Raw genomic sequence first — 19826 nt, forward strand, 5'->3', positions numbered from 1 at the left:
GGATCCGCCCCCGCGAAAGGGGCCGACAGGACGCGGCGGCCACGTCCTCGGGGCGTAGCCACCGGCGGCCGACCGGCGGGGCGCGGAGCGCAGGTAACCTGTGTGCGTGCCCCGTCTGTCTGAAGTCATCGCCGCGCTCGACGCCCTCTGGCCACCCGAGCGGGCCGAGAAGTGGGACGCCGTCGGCACCGTCTGCGGCGACCCCGACGCCGAGGTGCGCCGGGTCCTGTTCGCCGTCGACCCCGTCCAGGAGATCGCCGACCAGGCCGTCGAGCTGGGCGCCGACCTGATCGTCACCCACCACCCGCTCTATCTGCGCGGCACCACCACGGTCGCCGCCGGCCACTTCAAGGGCCGCGTGGTGCACACCCTGATCAAGCACGACATCGCCCTGCACGTCGCCCACACCAACGCCGACACCGCCGACCCCGGCGTCAGCGACGCCCTCGCGGGCGCCCTCGACCTGCGCGTCTGCGGTCCGCTGGTGCCCGACGCGAGCGACCCCGCGGGCCGTCGCGGACTCGGCCGCGTCTGCGAGCTCGACCACCCGATGACGCTGCGCGAGTTCGGCGCGCACGCCGCGGCCCGGCTGCCGGCCACCGCGCAGGGCCTGCGCGTCGCGGGCGACCCCGACGCGCCGGTCAGGACGGTCGCCGTCAGCGGCGGCTCCGGCGACAGCCTCTTCGACGCCGTACGCGCCTCGGGAGCCGACGTCTTCCTCACCGCGGACCTGCGCCACCACCCGGTGTCGGAGGTCGTGCAGCACGGACCGCTCGCCCTGGTCGACGCCGCGCACTGGGCCACCGAATGGCCCTGGTGCGAGCAGGCCGCCGCCCAGCTCGACGAGATCTCCGACCGCCACGGCTGGGACCTGAGGGTCCACGTCTCGAAGACGGTCACGGACCCGTGGTCCGCCCACCACACCTCCCCTTCTATTGATGGAGCCCCCAACTGAACGCCGCGCCCGCCGACCAGATCCGCCTCCTCGACGTACAGGCGCTGGACGTACGCCTGTCGCAGCTCGCCCACAAGCGGGAGTCGCTGCCCGAGCACGCCGAGATCGAATCGCTCAACAAGGACCTCACGCAACTGCGTGACCTGCTGGTCGCCTCGCAGACCGAGGAGAGCGACACCGCTCGCGAGCAGACCAAGGCCGAGCAGGACGTGGACCAGGTGCGCCAGCGCGCCGCCCGCGACCAGCAGCGCCTGGACTCGGGCGCGGTCTCCTCGCCCAAGGACCTGGAGAGCCTCCAGCGCGAGATCGTCTCGCTCGCCAAGCGCCAGGGTGACCTGGAGGACGTCGTCCTCGAAGTCATGGAGCGCCGCGAGGCCGCGCAGGAGCGCGCCGCCGAGCTGACCGAGCGGGTCTCCTCCGTCCAGGCCAAGGCCGACGACGCGACCGCCCGCCGAGACACCGCGCTCGCCGGGCTCGACGCGGAGATCGCCTCGACGACCAAGGAGCGCGAGGTCGTCGCCGGTTCCGTGCCGGCCGACCTGCTCAAGCTCTACGACAAGCTGCGCGCCCAGCAGGGTGGCGTGGGCGCCGCCCGCCTCTTCCAGCGCCGCTGCGAGGGCTGCCGCCTGGAGCTCAACATCACCGAGGTCAACGAGGTCAAGGCGGCCGCCCCGGACACCGTCCTGCGCTGCGAGAACTGCCGCCGCATCCTGGTGCGCACCTCGGAATCGGGTCTGTAAGTGCCGTCCTCGCCCGTCGTGGGCCGGCAGTTCGTCGTCGAGGCCGACGGCGGCTCCCGGGGCAACCCGGGCCCCGCCGGCTACGGGGCGGTCGTCCTCGACCCGGCGACCGGCGAGACGCTCGCCGAGGCCGCCGAGTTCATCGGCGTCGCCACGAACAACGTCGCCGAGTACAAGGGCCTCATCGCGGGCCTGCGTGCCGCGCGCGAGCTCGATCCGGCGGCGCGGGTGCGGGTCCGGATGGACTCCAAGCTCGTCGTCGAGCAGATGTCGGGCCGCTGGAAGATCAAGCACCCGGACATGAGGCCGCTCGCCGCGGAGGCGGCCCGGGTCCTGCCGCCCTCGCAGGTGTCGTACGAGTGGATCCCGCGCGAGCGCAACAAGCACGCGGACCGGCTCGCCAACGAGGCGATGGATGCGGGCGGGCGGGGCGAGCGGTGGTCGCCGTCGCGCTCCATGGCGGACCTGGCCTCCATGGCGGACCTGGCCTCCACGTCCGACGCGGCCGACGCGGGCGCGGCTCGGGTGGTGGGCGATGCGGCGGCGGGCGCGGCGCGGGCTCGGGCGGCGCTGGCGGGGGCGGCCGGCGTCGGGGGAGTAGCCCCGACTTCCGTGCTGGGCAAGCCTGTTGAGAACGCCACGTCGAGTGTCGGCTGGGGTGCCTCCGCCGATCTCGGGGCGCCCGCCACGTTCGTACTGCTGCGGCACGGCGAGACGGCGCTCACGCCCTCCAAGCGGTTCTCCGGCAGCGGCGGTACCGACCCCGAGCTGTCGGCCGTCGGGCGCGGCCAGGCCGAGCGGGTCGCCGCCGCCCTCGCCGAGCACGGCACCGTCCAGGCGATCGTCTCCTCCCCGCTGCGGCGCTGCCGCGAGACCGCGGCCGCGGTGGCGGCCCGCCTCGGACTCGACGTGGGCATCGAAGACGGCCTGCGCGAAACGGACTTCGGGGCGTGGGAGGGGCTGACCTTCGGCGAGGTCCGCGAGCGCTACCCCGACGACCTCGACGCCTGGCTCGGCTCCGCGAAGGCGGCCCCGACGGGCGGGGGCGAGAGCTTCGCCACGGTGGCGCGGCGGGTCGCGGCGGCCCGGGACCGGGTGATCGCCGCGCATCCCCGGCGCACGGTGCTCGTGGTGACCCATGTGACCCCGATCAAGACCCTGGTCAGGCTGGCCCTGGGGGCGCCCCCGGAGTCCCTGTTCCGCATGGAGCTCTCGGCGGCCTCGATCTCGACGGTGGCGTATTACGGGGATGGCAATGCGTCGGTGCGGGGGTTGAACGATACGGGGCACCTGCGGTAGGGCCTTGGGGGTGGGGCGGGTTGTCGCTTTCGGGTGCGGGCCGGTTGGGCGGGTTGCGCAGTTCCCCGCGCCCCTCAACCCGTTGTCGGCCGCGGGTCGTGGTCGCTTCTTGCGCAGTTCCCCGCGCCCCTTCAACCCGCTTTCGTCTGCGGGCCGTGTTTGCTTCTCGCGCAGTTCCTCGCGCCCCCAAGACACCCGTTTTCGGCCTCGGGCCGTGGTGGGCTGGTCGCGCAGTTCCTCGCGCCCCTTGGGCCGCCCGCTAGCAACTCCCTTGGTGGGTATGGGGGTTCAGGGGCGTAGGGCTGCGGCGTTGCGGGCCAGGGTTTCTATGTGGGGCCAGTTGTGGGAGGTCAGTGCGTGGCGGGGGAGCATCCAACTTCCGCCTACGCACGCGACGTTCGGCAGCGCCAGGTACGCGGGGGCCGAGGCGAGGGTGATGCCGCCGGTCGGGCAGAAGCGGGCCCGGGGGAGCGGTGAGACGAGGGAGGCGAGGTAGGCCGTGCCGCCCGCCGCCTCCGCCGGGAAGAACTTCATCTCGCGCACGCCCTGTTCGAGCAGGGCCACGACCTCCGAGGTCGTCGAGACCCCGGGCAGGAACGGCACGCCGGACGCCCGCATCGCGGCGAGCAGCCCCGGCGTCCAGCCCGGGCTCACCAGGAAGCGGGCCCCCGCGTCCACCGCGTCGGCGACCGCGCCCGGCGTGAGCACCGTGCCCGCCCCGACGACCGCGTCGGGCACCTCCGCGGCGATGGCCCGGATGGCGTCGAGCGCGGCCGGCGTACGCAGGGTCACCTCGATCGCCGTGAGGCCGCCCGCCACCAGCGCCCGCGCGAGCGGCACGGCGTCGGCGGCGTCGTCGATCACCACGACGGGGACGACCGGGGCGAGATCCAGCACGGAGGCAGCGGCGGGGGAGGGCACGGCGGGCGGCGTCATGCGGCCATCCTGCCGGGGCCCTGCGGAGTGCGCAACGGTCGTTGCGCATGGTGCAACGAAGATGAGTGGCCTAGTGGATCTGGGTCACGACCACGTCCAGCGACCAGGCCCGGCCCGGCTTGGCGGGAGGCTCCGCCTCCACGACGTAACCCAGGCCCCGCAGGGTCTCGACCAGCTCCGCCGGGTCGGCGGGCGCGGCCCCGGCGGTGAGCAGATCGCGTACGATCCGGCCCTTCGTCGCCTTGTTGAAGTGGCTGACCACCGACCGCTTCTCCACCCCGTCCACGACCGCCGAGTGCAGCACCCGGACGGTGGCGGTGCGGCTCGCGACGGCGCCCTTCGGCTTCCAGGCGGCCGCGTACGCGGCGGAGCGCAGGTCGAGGACGAGACCCGTGCCCGCGGCCTCGGTCATCACCGGGTCCATCACGCCACGCCAGTACGTACCGAGCGCGCCGAGGCCAGGCAGCTTCACGCCCATCGAGCAGCGGTAGGACGGAATCCGGTCGCCGGTGTGCACGGCGCCCCACAGCCCCGAGAAGACCAGGAGCGACTTCGCGGCGCGGCGCTTGGCGGCCGCGTCCAGGGAGGCGAGGTCGAGGGCGTCGTACAGCACGCCGGTGTAGATCTCCCCGGCCGGGCGGGTGCCAGCGGTGCGCAGCTCGACGTTCTTGGCGACCTCGCCGCGCAGGCCCTCGCTCAGACCGAGTACCTCGCGGGCCTTGTGCTCGTCCCCGGTGCACAGCTCGACGAGCTCGTCGAGGACGGCCGCGCGGGCCTGTGCGAGCCCGGGCAGGGACAGCGACTCCGCTTTCAGGGGCGCCCCGCGCCCCGACGCGGCCTTTCCTTCGGAGGGCGGCAACAGCACCAGCACGGCGATTCTCCTTCTTGTACGTACGGGGAGGGGGTGCGGCCCCTTGCGGCCAGGGTACGGGGGCGCTGCGCTGGGCTTGACCTGGCCGGGGGTGCCCAGCACCGGAGAGCCTCCGGGGGCCCCACGGGGCTCCGCCCCGGACCCCGCTCCTCAAGCGCCGGAGGGGCTGAATTGGCTTCCCGTGCCTCCGGAGGCGGGACGGCTCCCAGGACCCCACGGGGCTCCGCCCCGGACCCCGCTCCTCAAACGCCGGAGGGGCTGGATTGGCTTCCCGTGCCTCCGGAGGCGGGACGGCACCCAGGACCCACGGGGCTCCGCCCCGGACCCCGCTCCTCAAGCGCCGGAGGGGCTGCTTCGGCTTCCCGAGCCTCCGGAGGCGGGACGGCTCCCAGGACCCCACGGGGCTCCGCCCCGGACCCCGCTCCTCAAGCGCCGGAGGGGCTGAATTGGCTTCCCGAGCCTCCGGAGGCGGGACGGCTCCCAGGACCCACGGGGCTCCGCCCCGGACCCCGCTCCTCAAACGCCGGAGGGGCTGATTCGGCTTCCCCGTGCCGCACACAGCCCACCCGTACTAGGGAAAGGCCCACCGGCACTGCGCAAAGAACCACCGGCACTGGAGAAAGGTCGCCCCCACCGCGAGCACACCACCCCGTAGGGGAACCCGCACGACATGCCGGGCCCCCTGCCCGCCCCTACGCTCGGAGACATGCCCCGCCGTCATCTCCACGTACAGGGCGCCGCCCAAGCCCCCTTGCGCGCCGCGCTCAGCGCGTTGCGGACCTCGTTGGACGTTCCCTCGGGGTTTCCGGCCGACGTTCTCGCCGAGGCGGAGCGGGCGGCCGGTGCGCCTCGGCTGCCGGCCTATGACGCCACCCGCATCGAGCTCTTCACCATCGACCCGCCCACCTCCACCGACCTCGACCAGGCCATGCACCTGGAACGCCGGGCGGGCGGCGGATACCGGGTGTATTACGCCATCGCGGACGTCGCCGCGTTCGTCACGCCGGGCGGCGCCGTGGACGCCGAGGCGCACCGCCGGGTGACCACCCTCTACTTCCCGGACGGGAAGACTCCGCTGCACCCCGCCGTCCTGTCCGAGGGCGCCGCGAGCCTGCTCCCCGACGGGGCCCGCCCCGCGCTGCTCTGGTGCATCGACCTGGACGCGGACGGCGCGACCGCCGCCACCGACGTGCGCCGCGCGCTGGTCCGCAGCCGCGCCAAACTCGACTATGAGGGCGTCCAGAAACAGATCGACGCCGGTACCGCCCCCGACTCCCTCGCCCTGCTCCGCGACATCGGGACCCTGCGCGAACAACAGGAGGTCGCCCGCGGCGGCATCTCGCTCAACGTCCCCGAGCAGGAGATCGTCGAGCACGACCACCGCTACGACCTCACCTACCGCGCGCCCCTGCCCGCCGACGGCTGGAACGCCCAGATCTCCCTGCTCACCGGCATCGCCGGCGCCGAGCTCATGCTGACGTACGGCACCGGGATCCTGCGGACCCTGCCCAGCGCCCCGGACGGCGCGGTCGCCAGGTTGCGCCGCTCGGCGAAGGCGCTGGGCATCGACTGGCCCCACCACGTTCCGTACGCGGCGGTCGTCCGCTCCCTCGACCCGCGCCGGCCGCACCACGCCGCCTTCCTCCAGGAGTGCACGACGCTGCTGCGCGGCGCCGGGTACACCGTGTTCACCGGCCACACCGCGCCCGAGCTCGCCGTGCACGCCGCGGTCGCCGCCCCGTACACACACTGCACCGCCCCACTGCGCCGGCTCGTGGACCGGTACGCGGGCGAGCTGTGCCTGGCGGCCGTCGCGGGACAGGATCCGCCGGAGTGGGTGACGTCCGCGCTCGCCGAGCTGCCCCAGGAGATGGCGCGCGGCACCAGCCGCGCCAACACCGTGGAGCGCGAGTGCGTGGACATCGTCGAGGCGGCGCTCCTCAAGGACCGGGTGGGCGAGCTGTTCGAGGCGACCGTCGTCGACGTGAAGGAGCAGCAACCGAGCGTCGGGACAGTCCACTTGAGCGATCCGGCGGTGGTGGCCCGCGTCGAGGGCGGCGGCCCGCTCCCGCTCGGCGAGCGCCTGAGGGTCCGTCTCGCCCAGGCCGACCCCGGCAGCACGAAGGTCCTGTTCACCCCCGCCTGACCCCGCCCCTACGCGACCAACGACCGCAGCGCCCTTGCCAGTTCCCCGGACTCGTCCGCGTGGAAGCGTACGGTCGTCACCTCCCGCGGCTTTCCCACGAGCGGTACGTGAGTGACGGGCTCGGTCAGTTCCAGCGTGAGGGAGGTCTGGGCGCCGACGGCCAGCTCCAGGACGTCGTCCCGCGCCTCCCCGCCCGACGCCTGGAACCTCAACTCCCTGCGTACGCCGGATATCTGGTGCAAGGGGATGGTCAGGTCAACCCGGGCGCCGGCGCGCACCCGCAGTGACCGTGCGGTCAGTACGTGCGGACGGGTCACGGCGGCGGCCTGGATGCCCAGGACCAGGAGGACCGTGTAGAGGTCCAGCACGAGCAGGACGGCGTGCACCGCGGGCCACTCCCGCACCAGGAAGGACACCCCCACCGTTTCGACGACGCAGACGAAGGCCAGTCCGTACACCGTCGCCGCCTGAGGGCTCGCATACCCGAACGCCCGCTCGTCCGGCCCCACTTGATGGCGCCGGCGGCCGATCCAGAGGGGGAAGCTTCCCAGGACCCGGCCCTCGTGCGCGGCCAGTCGTCGTATCGGCTCGGGGAGGAATCGTCTCATCCAGCCGCCCCCGTTCTTGTCCGTCACCATCGGCTTCATCCGCCCTCCTGCGAAACGATCACCATCGCCCGCCGGACCGCCGCGGCCTGAGCGGGCGCGAAGTCGGCGAGGAAGGCCTTGAGGAACCCCTGGTCGGCCGTGGCGACGGCCCCCGCGTTCGCGGTGATCTGCGCCGTCAGCTCGGGCGGAAGGCAGTCGGCCAGAGCCCGCGCCGCCACCTCCACCCGGGCGTCCGACGGCTCCGCGTCCGCCAACTCGTCAAGCAGCGCGTACACCCGGTGCGCCTGCGCGACGGCGCCGGGTGACGCGGCCGTGGACCGTACGGCGGCCATCAGCCGGTCCCGCTCCTCGGCGGGCGCCGCCGTCTCCAGGAGGGCCAGCAGCTCGCGGTCCTTGGCGGCCATCGGGGAGGTGGACTCCCCGGGGCCCAACTCCGCGAAGAACGCCGCCAGTTCGGGGGAGAGCTCGTCCTCGGTCGTCAACGGCCCCTCGGCGGCCCGGGCGAGCAGCGCGGCGAGGCGGGCCCGGCGGGCCCGGATCTCGTTCTCCTGGCGCGCCAGATCCGCGTCCAACTCGGCCAGCACGTCAGCCAGTTCGTGCCCGGCGTCGTCGGCGATCTCGTCCCGCACCTCGTCCAGGCCGAGGCCCAGCTCGGTGAGGCGCCGGATCCGGGCGAGCGCCACGGCGTCCCGTACCGAATACTGCCGGTAGCCGTTGGCGAGCCGGGCCGGCTCCGGCAGCAGCCCGAGGTGGTGGTAGTGCCTGACGGCCCGCGTGGTCACCCCTACCAGCGCGGCGATCTCCGAGATCCGCATGGCCTCATTAGAAACGTTGACGCTGCGGCAGGGTCAAGGGCGAACGTCCTTGATCGCCGCGACCGGGGCTGCGGGCGGTGGCCTCCTTGAGCGGTACGCGCTGCCCCCGGTCCGCGGCGGGTCCGGCGGCGGGGGTGCGGTCCCGAGCCGGGTAGCATGGCGGTACGGCAGACGAGCCGGGCGGACGGCCGCGTGGAGATCTTCGATCTTCCCGAGGAACGTCCGGGCTCCACAAGGCAGGGTGGTGGCCAACGGCCACCCGGGGTGACCCGCGGGACAGTGCCACAGAGAACAGACCGCCTGGGACTTCGGTCCTCGGTAAGGGTGAAACGGTGGTGTAAGAGACCACCAGCGCCTGAGGTGACTCAGGCGGCTAGGTAAACCCCACCCGGAGCAAGGTCAAGAGGGGCCGCCGTGAAAAGCGGCCCTGCGCGGACGATCGAGGGCAGCCTGCCCGAGTCCGCGGGTAGACCGCACGAGGCCGGCGGCAACGCCGGTCCTAGATGGATGGCCGTCACCCCGACGACCGCGAGGTCCCGGGGTACAGAACCCGGCGTACAGCCCGACTCGTCTGCCCCACCCACCCCCACCTCCTTCCCCCTTCCCCGGCGACCTTTTTGGCGACCTTCCTGGCCGGGAGGCTCGGCGCTCGCCTGACCCGGGATTACCGCCCTGACCTGGGGTCATCGCCCTTTGTAGTCGTTTGCTCATCCTCCGTGTGGCGGAACGCGAGCCGTGGCCGTAGCGTGATTCCCGGTACCGACCGGAAGCCCGCGCTCCTTCGAGGCGGCGGGAGTACCGCACACGTCGACTCGGGGACACGAGGTGAAACGCCGTGCCTTCCCTGCACTTTCCCGTGATGCTCGCGCTCACAGCGGGCGCCTTCTTCCTCTGCCGCAAAGGCGGCACCAAGCTGTCCCACGCCCTCATCTGCGCCGGGTTCGGCTTCTATCTCGCCGATACGGCGGTCGCCCCCTCGCTGCACACAGCGCTCAACTCCGTCACCGGCATGCTCGGACAACTCGGCTGACGTCAACTCGGCTGACGCCGCTGGTCGGCGGTCAGCGAGCGTGCGGCGACCTTGGCCAGATGGGCGTCGAAGACGTGCGCCGCGTCCGGGGTGAGGGTGGTCAGCGCCACCATCGCGGTGACGATCACGTCGCACAGCTCCGACTCGACGTCCTGCCAACTGTGCGAGACGCCCTTGCGGGGGTTCTGGCCCGTCGCGCCGATGACGGCCTGGGCGACCTCGCCCACCTCCTCGGACAGCTTGAGCATCCTGAGCAGCGTCTGCTGCTCGGGCGGTACGGGGCTGTGCTCGGTCAGCCAGGCGTGCAGCGCGGTGATCGTGGGCCAGGGGGAGTGCCAGCTTGCGTCGTCCATGCGCCCACGGTGTCATCCGGCAGCGCACCGGTGGCGCGGTGCCGGGTCCTGGGGTGTTCTGAGGGGTGAAGGTTCCGTATGCCCACCGACCGGGAGAGACCGTGACCATCGCCCTCGACAAGCTGACCGATCCGGCCGTACGCGCCTTCGTCGGCGCGCTCAACTCCGGTGACCGAGAGGCCTTCTCCGCCGCCCTGACGGCGGACGCCACCATGTCCGACGACGGCGCGGACCGTGACGTCGCCGACTGGACCGAGCGCGAGATCTTCTCCTCCGGCGGCCACATGGACATCGAGAAGCAGACGCATGACGGGCTCGGCCTGGTCGCCAACTACCGCAACGACACGTGGGGCGAGATGCGTACGTCCTGGCGCTTCACCGTGGACGGAGGCAAGGTCAGCCGCTTCGAAACGGGGCAGGCCTGAGGTCGTGTCGCCGCCGGGTACTGGCCCCCTTCGGGGCGGACGGACTCTCCCGGGGGGCAGGGGCCCCGCCCGCCGCGCTGCGGGCCCAGCGGCGACCCCCCCCGTCATCCGGCGATACGTGTCCCCGCCCCGCTCACCCGGACCCGTGAGTCACCCGCGCGCAGTGTCACCGTGAGCACGCCGGGGCGGCCCAGGTCCTCGCCCTGATGGAGCGTCAGCTCAGACTCCGCGTCCACCAGACCGAGTTCCCTCGCGTACGCCCCGAACGCGGCGGCCGCGGCCCCCGTCGCCGGGTCCTCGACCACCCCGCCCACGGGGAACGGATCCCGGACGTGGAAGACCGAATCCGAGGCCCGCCACACCAGTTGGACGGTGGTGAGGTCCAGGCGCAGCATCAGCGCCGTCAGCCGGTCGAAGTCGTACGCGAGGTCCGCCAGACGCTCGCGGGTGGCCGCGCCCAGGACGAGATGGCGGGCGCCGGCGAAGGCGATCCTGGGCGGGATCGCGCTGTCGAGTTCCTCGGCCCGCCAGTCCAGGGCGGCCAGCGCCTCGGCGAGATCCTTCTCCCCGATGGGTTCGGAGTGCGGCTCCACGCTGGTCAGGGTCGCGCGAAGGCCGCCGCTCGCCAGGTCCTCGGCGACGATCACCGGGACCGTGCCGGCCGGGGTCGCGAAGATCAGCTCCCCGGGGCCGATCCGCTCGCCGAGCGCGACGGCCGTCGCCACGGTGGCGTGTCCGCAGAACGGCACCTCGGCCTTCGGGCTGAAGAACCGCAGCGTGAACGCCCGCCCCGGTTCCCCGAGCCCCTGGGGCGGCGCCGTCAGGAACGCCGACTCGCTGTAACCGAGCTCGGCGGCGATGGCCAGCATCTCGGCGTCGCCGAGCCCCGACGCGTCCAGCACGACGCCGGCCGGATTGCCCCCGGCGGGGTCACTGGTGAAGGCCGTGTAGCGGAGCACCTCGGGGTGCCGGAGTGCCTCGGGGTGGGGGAGTTCCCCGGCGTGGGTGAGTGTCTCGGGATGCGCGTCGCTCGTCATGTTCGCCCCAACTGCCGCCCCCGCGCGCCTATTCCGGCGATGCGGAGGGACGCGCCGGGGTGGGGCGGGGGGTGGGGCGGGCCCGGACCGGAGCGGGACCTCCGCGGGACCGGGGCGGGCCGGCGCCCGGGACCGAGTCGCGCCGGCGCGGGACTCCCGCGGGACCGGGGCGGGCCGGGGGTGGGTCAGCCTCGGCCGATGTACGGCATCGCCGTGGCCAGCACCGTGGCGAACTGGATGTTCGCCTCCAGCGGCAGCTCCGCCATGTGCAGCACGGTGCGTGCCACGTCCTGCGCGTCCATCACCGGCTCCACCGCCAGTTCCCCGTTGGCCTGGAGGGTCCCGGTCTGGATGGGCGCGGTCATCTCGGTCGCCGCGTTGCCGATGTCGATCTGCCCGACCGCGATCCGGTACGGCCGCCCGTCCAGGGAGAGCGACTTGGTCATCCCGGTCATGGCGTGTTTGGTCGCCGTGTACGCCACCGACCTCGGCCGCGGGGTGTGCGCGGAGATCGACCCGTTGTTGATGATCCGGCCGCCCTGGGGCGTCTGCTCCTTCATCGCCCGGAACGCCGCCTGCGCGCACAGGAACGCGCCGGTCAGGTTCACATCCACCACCGAGCGCCACGCCTCGTACGACAGGTCCTCGACGGGCACTCCGATCGGACCGAACGCCCCCGCGTTGTTGAACAGCAGGTCCACCCGGCCGTAGGCGGCCCGCGTCGCGGAGAACAGCGCGCCGACCTCGTCGGGTGAGGTCACATCCGTCGGGACGCACCGCACGTCCGGGTCGGCCCCGGCCAGCGCCGCGGTCTCCTCCAGCGCCTCGGCCCGGCGCCCGGCGAGCGCCACCGACCAGCCCGCGCCCGCCAGCACGAGTGCCACGGAACGGCCGATGCCGGAGCCGGCCCCGGTCACGACGGCAGCCTTCTGCGAAGTGATGTCCATGGGTTCGGAGCGTACGGGAGAGGTCCTTGGGCGTGGCCGGCCGTCCGGGATATGGGAGCGAGCGGCTCGACCGCGGCGCGACCCACGCTGCCGCGCGCTGTGACCCAATAGGTGCCCCGTATGTGATCCGTTCCTCCTTTCCTTTGCGTCCCGGGTGGTCCCCTCACCCCGGCCCGGCTGAGAGCATTGCTTATTCGATTCAACCTTCAGGAGAGAAACCGATGCCGGAGCGCGGCGGCCAGGACACCCAGGGCCCCATACCGACCACGGCCGACGCCCGGGCACCCCGTGCCGGCGCGGCCGTCCGCCGCACCAGCCTGCTGGTCACGCTCGTCCTCGGCGGGCTCACCGCGCTTCCGCCGCTCTCCATGGACATGTATCTGCCCGCGCTGCCCGAGGTCACCGACGCCTTGCGCTCGCCGGCCGCGACCATTCAGCTCACCCTCACCGCCTGCCTCGCCGGCATGGCGCTCGGTCAGCTCGTCGTCGGGCCGATGAGTGATAAGTGGGGACGGCGTCGCCCTCTCCTCATTGGCATGATCGTCTATGTGCTGGCCACCGCGGTCTGCGCCTTCGCCCCCAACGTCGAACTCCTCATCTCCTTCCGCCTGTTGCAGGGCCTTGCCGGGGCCGCCGGCATCGTGATCGCCCGGGCCGTGGTGCGCGACCTCTACGACGGTGTGGAGATGGCCCGCTTCTTCTCCACCCTGATGCTGATCTCCGGCGTCGCCCCCGTGATCGCCCCGCTGATCGGCGGCCAGGTGCTGCGACTCACCGACTGGCGCGGAGTCTTCGCCGTGCTGACCGTGGTCGGTGTGCTGCTCACCGTGGTGGTGTTCCGGTGGTTGCACGAGACGCTTCCCGTGGAGCGCCGCCACTCCGGAGGGGTCAAGGAGGCGCTGCGCACCATGGGCGGTCTGCTCAAGGACCGGGTCTTCACCGGCTACATGCTCGCGGGAGGCCTCGCCTTCGCCGCTCTGTTCGCCTACATCTCCGCCTCCCCGTTCGTGGTGCAGGAGATCTACGGGGCCTCCCCGCAGACCTTCTCGCTGCTGTTCGGCCTGAACTCCGTCGGTCTGGTCGTCGTCGGCCAGATCAACGGCAAGCTCCTCATCGGCCGGGTCAGCCTGGACAAGGTGCTCGGTTTCGGACTCGCCGTCATCGCCGTGGCGGCGACCGCCCTGCTCCTGATGACCTCCGGCGTCTTCGGCGAGGTGGGCCTCGCGCCGGTCGCGGCCGGGCTCTTCGTGCTCATGTCGGCGATGGGTCTCGCCATGCCGAACACCAACGCCCAGGCCCTGATGCGCACCCCGAACGCCGCGGGCTCCGCCTCCGCGCTGCTGGGCACCTCCTCCTTCCTGGTCGGCGCGGTCGCCTCGCCGCTCGTCGGCATCGCCGGTGAGGCGACGGCCGTGCCCATGGCCGTGGTCCAGCTCGCCTCGGCCGTCGCGGCCCTGCTCTGCTTCCTGCTCCTGTGCCGGCCCTGGCAGCGCGAGCACCAGTCGCCCAGCTCGGCGTCCGGCGGCCCCGCGCCGCAAAAGTAGACTCCTGCCGGTGAACCACTCCCTTCCCGTCCCGGACGTACTGCGCTCGGCCCTGGCCGGACTGCTCGACGGGCTGCCGCCGTCGGCGACCGCCGGCGCCGTCGACCGGCTGATCTCCCACTACCGCGGGGTCGTCCCCACCCACGCCCCGGTGCTGCGGGACCGCTCCGATGTCGCCGCCTACGCCGCGTACCGGATGCCCGCCACGTTCGAGGCGGTGCGCTCCGCGCTCGGCGCGTTCCGGGACGCGGCCGGAACGTGGACCCCCGCCACGCACACCGACATCGGTGGCGGCACGGGTTCGGCGAGCTGGGCGGTGGCCGAGGCGTGGCAGGACGTGCCGACCTCCGTGGCGACGACCGTCCTCGACTGGGCGGAGCCCGCGCTCGCCATCGGCCGTGAACTCGCCGAGGCCTCCGGACTCCCCGGACTGCGCACCGCCCGCTGGCAGCGCGCCCGCATCGGCTCGGCCCTCACCCTGGACGGCGCGGACCTCGTCACCGTCTCCTACGTCCTGAACGAGCTCACCCCGAGGACCGCCGCGCCCTGGTGGACGCGGCGGCCGCCGCGGCGACTGGCGCCGTCGTCATCGTGGAGCCCGGCACTCCCGACGGCTATGCCCGCATCATCGAGGCACGTGACCGGCTCATCGCGGCCGGCCTGCACATCGCCGCGCCCTGCCCGCACAGCGCGGCCTGCCCCATCGAGCCCGGCACCGACTGGTGTCACTTCTCGGCCCGGGTCAGCCGCTCCTCGCTGCACCGTCAGGTCAAGGGCGGCTCCCTCGCGTACGAGGACGAGAAGTTCAGCTATCTCGCCGCCACCCGTTTCCCGCCGGAGCCCGCCGCGGCGCGGGTGATCCGGCGGCCCCAGATCCGCAAGGGGCAGGTGCTGCTCGAACTCTGCACCGCGCAGGAGCAGTTGCGCCGTGAGACGGTCAGCAAGCGGCACGGCACGCTGTATCGCGCGGCCCGGGATGCCGAGTGGGGCGACTCCTGGCCGCCCCACCCCGCAGAGCCGGCCTCCTAGTCAGGAACGCAGTTCCTGCGTACAGCACTTCACGCTGCCGCCTCCCTTGAGCAGCTCGCCCAGGTCCATGCCGATCGGCTCGTAGCCCCGCGCGCGCAGCGGGTCGAAGAGGCCGATGGCACCCTGGGGGAGCAGCACATGGCGGCCGTCGCTCACCGCGTTGAGCCCGAGGGCGGCCGCGTCCGGCTCCTCGGCGATCAACGCGTGCGGGAACAGTCTGGACAGCACGGCCTGACTGCCGGGTGAGAAGGCGGCCGGGTAGTACATGATCTCGTCGGCCGCGTCGTCCAGGACGCACAGGGCCGTGTCCAGGTGGTAGTAGCGGGGGTCGACCAGGTCGAGGCCGATGACCGGGCGGCCGAAGAACTCCTGGGCCTCGTCGTGCGAGAGCGGGCTGGAACGGAAGCCGCGCCCGGCGAGCAGATAGGAGGCCGTGACGGCGAAGTCGCCCTCGCCCTCGTTGATGTGGGACGGCTCGTGGACGGTGGTGAAGCCGTGGGCGCGGAACCACGCGAGGTGGACCGCGGCCTCCGCCGCGCGTTCCGGATGCGCGAAGCGGGCGCCGAGCACCCGGCTGTCGATCACGGTGGCTCCGTTGGCGGCGAAGACCATGTCGGGCAGGTCGGGTCGGGGGTCGAGGAGCTCGACGGTGTGGCCGAGCGCGCGGTAGCGGTCGCGCAGGTCCTCCCACTGGGCCAGGGCCAGCGGCAGGTCGACGGGCTTTTCGGGGTCCATCCAGGGATTGATGGAGTACGTGACCTTGAAGTGTGCCGGTGGGCACATCAAATAGCGCCGGGGTCGGGCGGTTCTCTGCGTATGGAGGTCACGGGTCGCACGAGGCAATGAAGGCTCCTCACGGGAGACTTGGGCCGCACGGGCGTGCAGCCGCGTCCAGCCCATGGTCCGCTGTGCGGGGCCATCGCGCAGTGCACCATCAGGGTTGTTTTTCACCCGACCCGTATGGTTCATTCGCGCGTTCACGCCTCATGCGATGCCGTACGCCTCTCCTTCAACTTCCGTAGCAGCTCCCGCTTTTGGGCCATCGGATCGAGACCGCCGCCGCCCCGGGCGTTGCCGCCCGTGCCGCGCAGTGCCTGGCGCGAGAGCCGGCTGCGGGTGCCGCCGACGCCCAGCATGTTTCCTGCTCCACCTCGGGTCATGACACATCTCCTTCCGTCGGGATTCCCCATCGCCCGGGCCGCACAGGCGCGGTCCCGGGTCGAGACGGTTCGTCTCGCCTCGTGCTTCGAGTCTGAACGAGACGAACCGTCTTGTCAAGAGACGATACGTCTCGCCTCGCAGTGGCGGTAGGATCGACCCATGGCAGAGACCAGAACACCCGACTCCACCCGCCGCAGCGAGCGTTCACGCCGGGCCATCTACGACGCGGCCCTCTCGCTCGTCGGCGAGGCGGGGTACGGCAGGACGACCATCGAGGGCATCGCGGCGCGGGCCGGCGTGGGCAAGCAGACGATCTACCGCTGGTGGCCCTCCAAGGCGGAAGTCCTCCTCGAAGCCTTCCTCGAACGCGGCGGCCAGGCCGCCGAGAGCGACCCGGCCCTCCCCGACACGGGTGACCTGGAGGCGGATCTCAAGCAGGTGCTGCGCGCCACCGTCGACGAGCTCACCGACCCCGGCTTCGAGATCCCCTACCGCGCGCTCGCGGCCGAGGGCGTCATCAACGCGGACCTCGGCGCCCAGTTCGTGCGCAAACTGCTCGAACCCGGGCTCCAGTTGTACGTCGACCGGCTGCGCGCGGCGCGGGACGCGGGCGCGATCGACCCCGACGTCGACCCCCGCGTCGCCGTGGAACTGCTCGTCGGCCCGCTCGCCCACCGCTGGCTGCTGCGCACCCTCCCGCTCACCCACGCCTACGCGGACAGCCTCGTCGAGTACGCGCTGCGCGGAATCGCACCCCGCTGACCTGGGTGTTGCCGTGCGCCGGATCGGGGCGGGGCATGTCACACACCCCGGATGTCCGGTGCGGTCACCCGGGGAGCAGGATGGTGGGACGATGTTCCCCGTGGACGAGAGTCCCCGGGGTCGACGGTGAGGTGAGGGGATAGATGGGCGCTGAGTTCGGCCGTTCCCGCGGCGAGGAGAGCAAACTGTCCCGCTGGCTGCGCAGGCGGCCCAAGGACGCGCCGGGTGTGGACCCGAGCCGGCTCTCGCTGCTCCTGGCCGTGGCCGCCGCCGATCTGCCCCTGGCGCCCGCCGCGTACCCCATCGGCTACCGATGTTCCTGTGAGCGCATGGGCTGTCCCACGCCCGCCCGCCACCCCGTCTCCTTCGCCTGGCAGACGCAGTCCACCACCGACCCCGCGCAGATCGAGCGCTGGGCGCTCGGCCAGCCCGAGGCCAACTTCATCACCGCGACCGGCATGGTCCACGACGTGCTCGACGTGCCGCTCGAAGCGGGGCGCGAGGCCCTGGCCCGGCTGCTCTCCGAGGGGATCGACGTCGGTCCGGTCGCCGAGGCCGCCGGTGACGGCGACAACGGGCGGATGCTGTTCTTCACCGCGACGCGGGGTACGCCCGAGGACGAGGACGAGTGGTGGCCCTGCGAGCTCGACTGCCATCCCGAGACGATGGACGAGCATCCGGGGCTGCGCTGGCACTGCCGGGGGAGCTATGTCCTCGTGCCGCCGGCGCGGCTGCCGGGGGAGCTCGGGGTCGCGTGGGTGCGGGGGCCGGAGCATGCGCTTCCGGATCCGTTGACGGTGCTTGAGGCGTTGACCGATGCGTGTGCGCGGTATGCGGGGGAGACGGGGGCGCACGCGGCGGCGTGGCCGCTGGGCCGCTAGCCCCCCACCCCACCGTGGCTCCGCCCCGGGCCCCGCGCGGGGGCTCTGCCCCCTGCACCCCCGTCGCGCCTTGAGGGCGCTCGTCCTCAATCGCCGGACGGGCTGAGGTTGCCCGGTGCTGCCGGACGGCTGATGCGGCCCCGCGTCGGCGGGGGCTCCGCCCCCTGCACCCCCGTGTCGCGCCTTAAGGGCGCTCGTCCTCAAACGCCGGACGGGCTGAAATGCCCCGCCCGGCACCGCCCCGCTAGGGCCGCGAGCAACCACCCACGGCCCGAGCCCGAAGCCGCCAGCCGGGCCGAAGTGCCCGTGCGGCCCAGCATCGACCCGCTAGGGGCGCGGGGAACTGCGCGAGCAACCACGCACGACCCGAACCCGAAGTCGCCGGGCGGGCCAGGGGCGCGGGGAACTGCGCGAGCCCCCCCACCACCCGAGCCCGAAGGCACCGCGCTATTCGCCCTTCGTGGCTACCAACCCCTGTACCCGGTCCATCACCACGACCGCCCCCTGGGCCGGTACGAGGGCCAGTTCGTTGGAGATCCACTCTCGGGTCAGGGACGTGGTCACCTGGCCCGTCAGCATCGCCTTCTCGTCGGGGGTGATCTCCAGGCGGACGCCCTTCGCGGCCGTCTGGCGTTCGAAGTGGCGGGCGGCGAAGAAGACCAGGGCGTGGCCGTCGGCGGTGCGCAGGCCGAGGGGGGCGAAGTCGCCCTCGTTCAGGGGCTGGTCGACGAACTGGCTGACGCGGCCGGAGCGTACCGCGTTCTTCTGGCGGGCCTCGCGCCAGCCGCTGGTGTGGCCGCCGTCCGCGAACACCGGCGGCTTCCCGCTCTGGAGGTAGGAGGCGTAGCTGGTGCTCAGGTCCTTCGGGGCGAGCGCGAGCGAGGGGTCGTCGGCCCGTACCGGCTGGGCCCAGCCGTCCTTGTCCTTCGCGAACGCGGGGACGTCCTTGACGCCCAGGATCGAGAGGTAGGCCAGCTTCCACCCCTGCTGGGGGCCGGTGCGTATGAACAGCAGCAGCCAGCGGGTGTCGCCGGGGCCCTGGTCGTCCTGGTCGCGGTTGGAGTCGGTGTCGGCGACGAACCAGCGCGGCCAGCCCGCCTGGCGGGGGATCGTGTAGGCGGCGCCGGTCAGTTCGAGCGGTGAGTACCGGGCGTTGCCGCCCGGGCTCGTCACATGACGGGCCGAGAACCCCGCCTGGGTGGTGGCGCCGAAGGCGCCGGTGACCCGGTCCGCGTCCAGGGCCGGGTCATAGGCCTTGTCGGCCTTGTTGTACGCGTCGGTGAACGCGGTGAGCGCCCGGGCGGCCTCAGCCCTCGTCGCCGACGGTACGACTTCCCGCTCCCCGTGCACCGTCACGCAGCCGCTCGCGGTCACCGTCAGTACGGTCGCCGTCGCGAGCCCCGCCATCAGCCGACTCACCCTGCTCATGAACCGCCTTCTGCCCCTCGACCCTCTTGGTCCCCATGGACTTCCGGAACCCTACCGGGGCGAAGAAGAACGCGAGCGTCGGGATCAGGTACAGCGCCCAGACCGAGACCTGGAGCACGGTCGGGTCGGGCTGGAAGTTGAAGACGCCCTTGAGGAGCGTGCCGTACCAGCTGTCCGGCGCGATCGTCGAACTGATGTCGAAGGCCTTGGAGTTGATGCCGGCGATGAAGTCGGCCTCCTGGAGGTCGTGCACCCCGTACGCGAGCACGCCCGCCGCGACGACCACCAGCATGCCGCCGGTCCAGGTGAAGAACTTCGCCAAATTGATCTTGAGGGCGCCGCGGTAGAAGAGCCAGCCGAGGAAGACCGCGGTGGCCAGGCCGAGCAGGGCGCCGATCATCGGCTGGAAGGTGCCGTTCTCGGAACCGGCCGCGTGCACCGAGGTCCACACGAACAGGGCGGTCTCCAGGCCCTCGCGGCCGACCGCGAGGAACGCGGTCGCCACCAGCGCGCCGGTGCCCATCCGCAGGGCCGAGTCGAGCTTGCCGTGCAGCTCGCTCTTCAGGTGCCGCGCGGTGCGCCGCATCCAGAAAACCATCCAGGTGACCAGGGCGACCGCGATGATCGACAGCGAACCGCCGAGCGCCTCCTGCGCCTTGAACGTCATCTCCTGGGAGCCGAACTCGAGCCCCGCGCCGAACGCGAACGCGACGAGCACGGCGACCGCGATGCCCACCCACACCGGCTTCAGGGCGTCACGGCGACCGGTCTTCACCAGGTAGGCGACCAGGATGCACACGACGAGGCTGGCTTCCAGCCCCTCGCGCAGGCCGATCAGATAGTTGGCGAACATGTCTCC

20 protein-coding genes, 1 other RNA gene and 1 pseudogene are annotated in these 19826 nt (G+C 72.6%); 11 read left to right on the forward strand and 11 right to left on the reverse strand.

All coding sequences use genetic code 11. The features are described from left to right. Positions 1–106 precede the first annotated feature (106 nt). Genes DWB77_RS26780 through DWB77_RS26790 form a run of 3 tightly spaced genes read left to right on the forward strand, consistent with a single transcriptional unit; the run spans position 107 to position 2994 of the window. Positions 107–955 (forward strand): Nif3-like dinuclear metal center hexameric protein, encoded by an 849-nt coding sequence (locus DWB77_RS26780; protein WP_120728299.1) that lies wholly within the window; start codon positions 107–109, stop codon positions 953–955. Further along, complete coding sequence (locus tag DWB77_RS26785) at positions 952–1695, forward strand: DUF7581 domain-containing protein (protein WP_120723848.1); 744 nt, start codon at positions 952–954, stop codon at positions 1693–1695. Before DWB77_RS26780 ends, DWB77_RS26785 begins: the two co-directional genes overlap by 4 nt. A gap of 18 nt (positions 1696–1713) precedes the next feature. Further along, positions 1714–2994: a bifunctional RNase H/acid phosphatase gene (locus DWB77_RS26790; RefSeq protein ID WP_120728301.1), complete on the forward strand. Its 1281-nt coding sequence runs from the start codon at positions 1714–1716 to the stop codon at positions 2992–2994. A gap of 288 nt (positions 2995–3282) precedes the next feature. Here DWB77_RS26790 and eda read toward each other — a convergent pair whose 3' ends face one another. Together eda and yaaA are read right to left on the reverse strand one after the other, a co-directional pair. Continuing rightward, positions 3283–3930, reverse strand: coding sequence for a bifunctional 4-hydroxy-2-oxoglutarate aldolase/2-dehydro-3-deoxy-phosphogluconate aldolase (gene eda, locus DWB77_RS26795; RefSeq protein ID WP_120723849.1), 648 nt, complete (start codon positions 3928–3930; stop codon positions 3283–3285). 70 nt (positions 3931–4000) lie between these two features. Beyond that, positions 4001–4801, reverse strand: a complete 801-nt coding sequence (gene yaaA, locus DWB77_RS26800; protein WP_120723851.1) for a peroxide stress protein YaaA — start codon at positions 4799–4801, stop codon at positions 4001–4003. Positions 4802–5507: 706 nt separating this feature from the next. Here yaaA and DWB77_RS26810 point away from each other — a divergent pair. After that, a complete protein-coding gene (locus DWB77_RS26810) occupies positions 5508–6947 on the forward strand; it encodes an RNB domain-containing ribonuclease (protein WP_120723855.1) in 1440 nt (479 codons plus the stop codon). Positions 6948–6955: 8 nt separating this feature from the next. Here the strand turns inward: DWB77_RS26810 and DWB77_RS26815 are convergent, their stop codons facing one another. Together DWB77_RS26815 and DWB77_RS26820 are read right to left on the reverse strand one after the other, a co-directional pair. Next, positions 6956–7594 (reverse strand): hypothetical protein, encoded by a 639-nt coding sequence (locus tag DWB77_RS26815; RefSeq protein WP_246033650.1) that lies wholly within the window; start codon positions 7592–7594, stop codon positions 6956–6958. Beyond that, a complete protein-coding gene (locus DWB77_RS26820) occupies positions 7591–8370 on the reverse strand; it encodes a MerR family transcriptional regulator (RefSeq protein WP_120723857.1) in 780 nt (259 codons plus the stop codon). Before DWB77_RS26820 ends, DWB77_RS26815 begins: the two co-directional genes overlap by 4 nt. A gap of 172 nt (positions 8371–8542) precedes the next feature. On the opposite strand from DWB77_RS26820, the gene rnpB reads away from it, so the two are divergent. Continuing rightward, positions 8543–8944, forward strand: an RNA gene (rnpB, locus tag DWB77_RS26825) — RNase P RNA component class A. Between the two features lie 261 nt (positions 8945–9205). Next, positions 9206–9400 (forward strand): hypothetical protein, encoded by a 195-nt coding sequence (locus DWB77_RS37990; RefSeq protein ID WP_162952285.1) that lies wholly within the window; start codon positions 9206–9208, stop codon positions 9398–9400. A gap of 2 nt (positions 9401–9402) precedes the next feature. Here the strand turns inward: DWB77_RS37990 and DWB77_RS26830 are convergent, their stop codons facing one another. Then, positions 9403–9753, reverse strand: a complete 351-nt coding sequence (locus tag DWB77_RS26830) for a MazG-like family protein (RefSeq protein ID WP_120723859.1) — start codon at positions 9751–9753, stop codon at positions 9403–9405. Positions 9754–9854: 101 nt separating this feature from the next. Here DWB77_RS26830 and DWB77_RS26835 point away from each other — a divergent pair, with 101 nt between their 5' ends. Beyond that, on the forward strand, positions 9855–10178 hold the full coding sequence (locus tag DWB77_RS26835) for a nuclear transport factor 2 family protein (protein ID WP_120723861.1): 324 nt from the start codon (positions 9855–9857) through the stop codon (positions 10176–10178). A 104-nt stretch (positions 10179–10282) separates the two neighbouring features. Here DWB77_RS26835 and DWB77_RS26840 read toward each other — a convergent pair whose 3' ends face one another. Next, positions 10283–11215 (reverse strand): PhzF family phenazine biosynthesis protein, encoded by a 933-nt coding sequence (locus tag DWB77_RS26840; protein WP_120723863.1) that lies wholly within the window; start codon positions 11213–11215, stop codon positions 10283–10285. Positions 11216–11400: 185 nt separating this feature from the next. After that, the gene (locus tag DWB77_RS26845) at positions 11401–12162 is read right to left on the reverse strand and encodes an SDR family oxidoreductase (RefSeq protein WP_120723865.1); all 762 of its coding nucleotides are present in this window, start codon (positions 12160–12162) and stop codon (positions 11401–11403) included. A gap of 221 nt (positions 12163–12383) precedes the next feature. Here DWB77_RS26845 and DWB77_RS26850 point away from each other — a divergent pair, with 221 nt between their 5' ends. Both DWB77_RS26850 and DWB77_RS26855 read left to right on the forward strand, forming a co-directional pair. Next, the gene (locus DWB77_RS26850) at positions 12384–13706 is read left to right on the forward strand and encodes a Bcr/CflA family multidrug efflux MFS transporter (RefSeq protein ID WP_120723867.1); all 1323 of its coding nucleotides are present in this window, start codon (positions 12384–12386) and stop codon (positions 13704–13706) included. Between the two features lie 10 nt (positions 13707–13716). Further along, positions 13717–14735: pseudogene (locus tag DWB77_RS26855) on the forward strand (small ribosomal subunit Rsm22 family protein). On the opposite strand, the gene ddaH reads toward DWB77_RS26855, so the two are convergent. Both ddaH and DWB77_RS26865 read right to left on the reverse strand, forming a co-directional pair. Next, the gene (gene ddaH / locus DWB77_RS26860) at positions 14736–15635 is read right to left on the reverse strand and encodes a dimethylargininase (protein ID WP_428985198.1); all 900 of its coding nucleotides are present in this window, start codon (positions 15633–15635) and stop codon (positions 14736–14738) included. Positions 15636–15712: 77 nt separating this feature from the next. Further along, positions 15713–15895: a DUF6243 family protein gene (locus tag DWB77_RS26865; protein ID WP_120723871.1), complete on the reverse strand. Its 183-nt coding sequence runs from the start codon at positions 15893–15895 to the stop codon at positions 15713–15715. 160 nt (positions 15896–16055) lie between these two features. On the opposite strand from DWB77_RS26865, the gene DWB77_RS26870 reads away from it, so the two are divergent. Both DWB77_RS26870 and DWB77_RS26875 read left to right on the forward strand, forming a co-directional pair. Beyond that, positions 16056–16658 (forward strand): TetR/AcrR family transcriptional regulator, encoded by a 603-nt coding sequence (locus tag DWB77_RS26870; RefSeq protein WP_120723873.1) that lies wholly within the window; start codon positions 16056–16058, stop codon positions 16656–16658. 143 nt (positions 16659–16801) lie between these two features. Continuing rightward, on the forward strand, positions 16802–17539 hold the full coding sequence (locus DWB77_RS26875) for a bifunctional DNA primase/polymerase (RefSeq protein ID WP_120723875.1): 738 nt from the start codon (positions 16802–16804) through the stop codon (positions 17537–17539). 447 nt (positions 17540–17986) lie between these two features. Here the strand turns inward: DWB77_RS26875 and DWB77_RS26880 are convergent, their stop codons facing one another. Together DWB77_RS26880 and efeU are read right to left on the reverse strand one after the other, a co-directional pair. Continuing rightward, entirely contained in the window at positions 17987–18946 is a 960-nt protein-coding gene (locus tag DWB77_RS26880) for a hypothetical protein (RefSeq protein ID WP_120723877.1), read from the reverse strand. Beyond that, positions 18846–19820: an iron uptake transporter permease EfeU gene (gene efeU / locus DWB77_RS26885; RefSeq protein WP_120723879.1), complete on the reverse strand. Its 975-nt coding sequence runs from the start codon at positions 19818–19820 to the stop codon at positions 18846–18848. The genes DWB77_RS26880 and efeU overlap by 101 nt, the downstream gene beginning before the upstream one ends. Between the last annotated feature and the right edge of the window lie 6 nt (positions 19821–19826).

Origin of the sequence: Streptomyces hundungensis (assembly GCF_003627815.1) — a bacterium.
GTDB classification, from domain to species: domain Bacteria; phylum Actinomycetota; class Actinomycetes; order Streptomycetales; family Streptomycetaceae; genus Streptomyces; species Streptomyces hundungensis_A.

What these genes read in the sequence shown, in the direction of transcription:
- DWB77_RS26865 (WP_120723871.1), bottom strand. Translation starts at nt 15,895, where the DNA reads ATGACCCGAGGTGGAGCAGGAAACATGCTGGGCGTCGGCGGCACCCGC.
- DWB77_RS26875 (WP_120723875.1), top strand. Translation starts at nt 16,802, where the DNA reads ATGGGCGCTGAGTTCGGCCGTTCCCGCGGCGAGGAGAGCAAACTGTCC.
- DWB77_RS26830 (WP_120723859.1), bottom strand. Translation starts at nt 9,753, where the DNA reads ATGGACGACGCAAGCTGGCACTCCCCCTGGCCCACGATCACCGCGCTG.
- DWB77_RS26845 (WP_120723865.1), bottom strand. Translation starts at nt 12,162, where the DNA reads ATGGACATCACTTCGCAGAAGGCTGCCGTCGTGACCGGGGCCGGCTCC.
- DWB77_RS26850 (WP_120723867.1), top strand. Translation starts at nt 12,384, where the DNA reads ATGCCGGAGCGCGGCGGCCAGGACACCCAGGGCCCCATACCGACCACG.
- DWB77_RS26815 (WP_246033650.1), bottom strand. Translation starts at nt 7,594, where the DNA reads ATGAAGCCGATGGTGACGGACAAGAACGGGGGCGGCTGGATGAGACGA.
- eda (WP_120723849.1), bottom strand. Translation starts at nt 3,930, where the DNA reads ATGACGCCGCCCGCCGTGCCCTCCCCCGCCGCTGCCTCCGTGCTGGAT.
- DWB77_RS26810 (WP_120723855.1), top strand. Translation starts at nt 5,508, where the DNA reads ATGCCCCGCCGTCATCTCCACGTACAGGGCGCCGCCCAAGCCCCCTTG.
- efeU (WP_120723879.1), bottom strand. Translation starts at nt 19,820, where the DNA reads ATGTTCGCCAACTATCTGATCGGCCTGCGCGAGGGGCTGGAAGCCAGC.
- DWB77_RS26880 (WP_120723877.1), bottom strand. Translation starts at nt 18,946, where the DNA reads ATGGCGGGGCTCGCGACGGCGACCGTACTGACGGTGACCGCGAGCGGC.
- DWB77_RS26820 (WP_120723857.1), bottom strand. Translation starts at nt 8,370, where the DNA reads ATGCGGATCTCGGAGATCGCCGCGCTGGTAGGGGTGACCACGCGGGCC.
- DWB77_RS26840 (WP_120723863.1), bottom strand. Translation starts at nt 11,215, where the DNA reads ATGACGAGCGACGCGCATCCCGAGACACTCACCCACGCCGGGGAACTC.
- DWB77_RS26870 (WP_120723873.1), top strand. Translation starts at nt 16,056, where the DNA reads ATGGCAGAGACCAGAACACCCGACTCCACCCGCCGCAGCGAGCGTTCA.
- ddaH (WP_428985198.1), bottom strand. Translation starts at nt 15,635, where the DNA reads ATGGGCTGGACGCGGCTGCACGCCCGTGCGGCCCAAGTCTCCCGTGAG.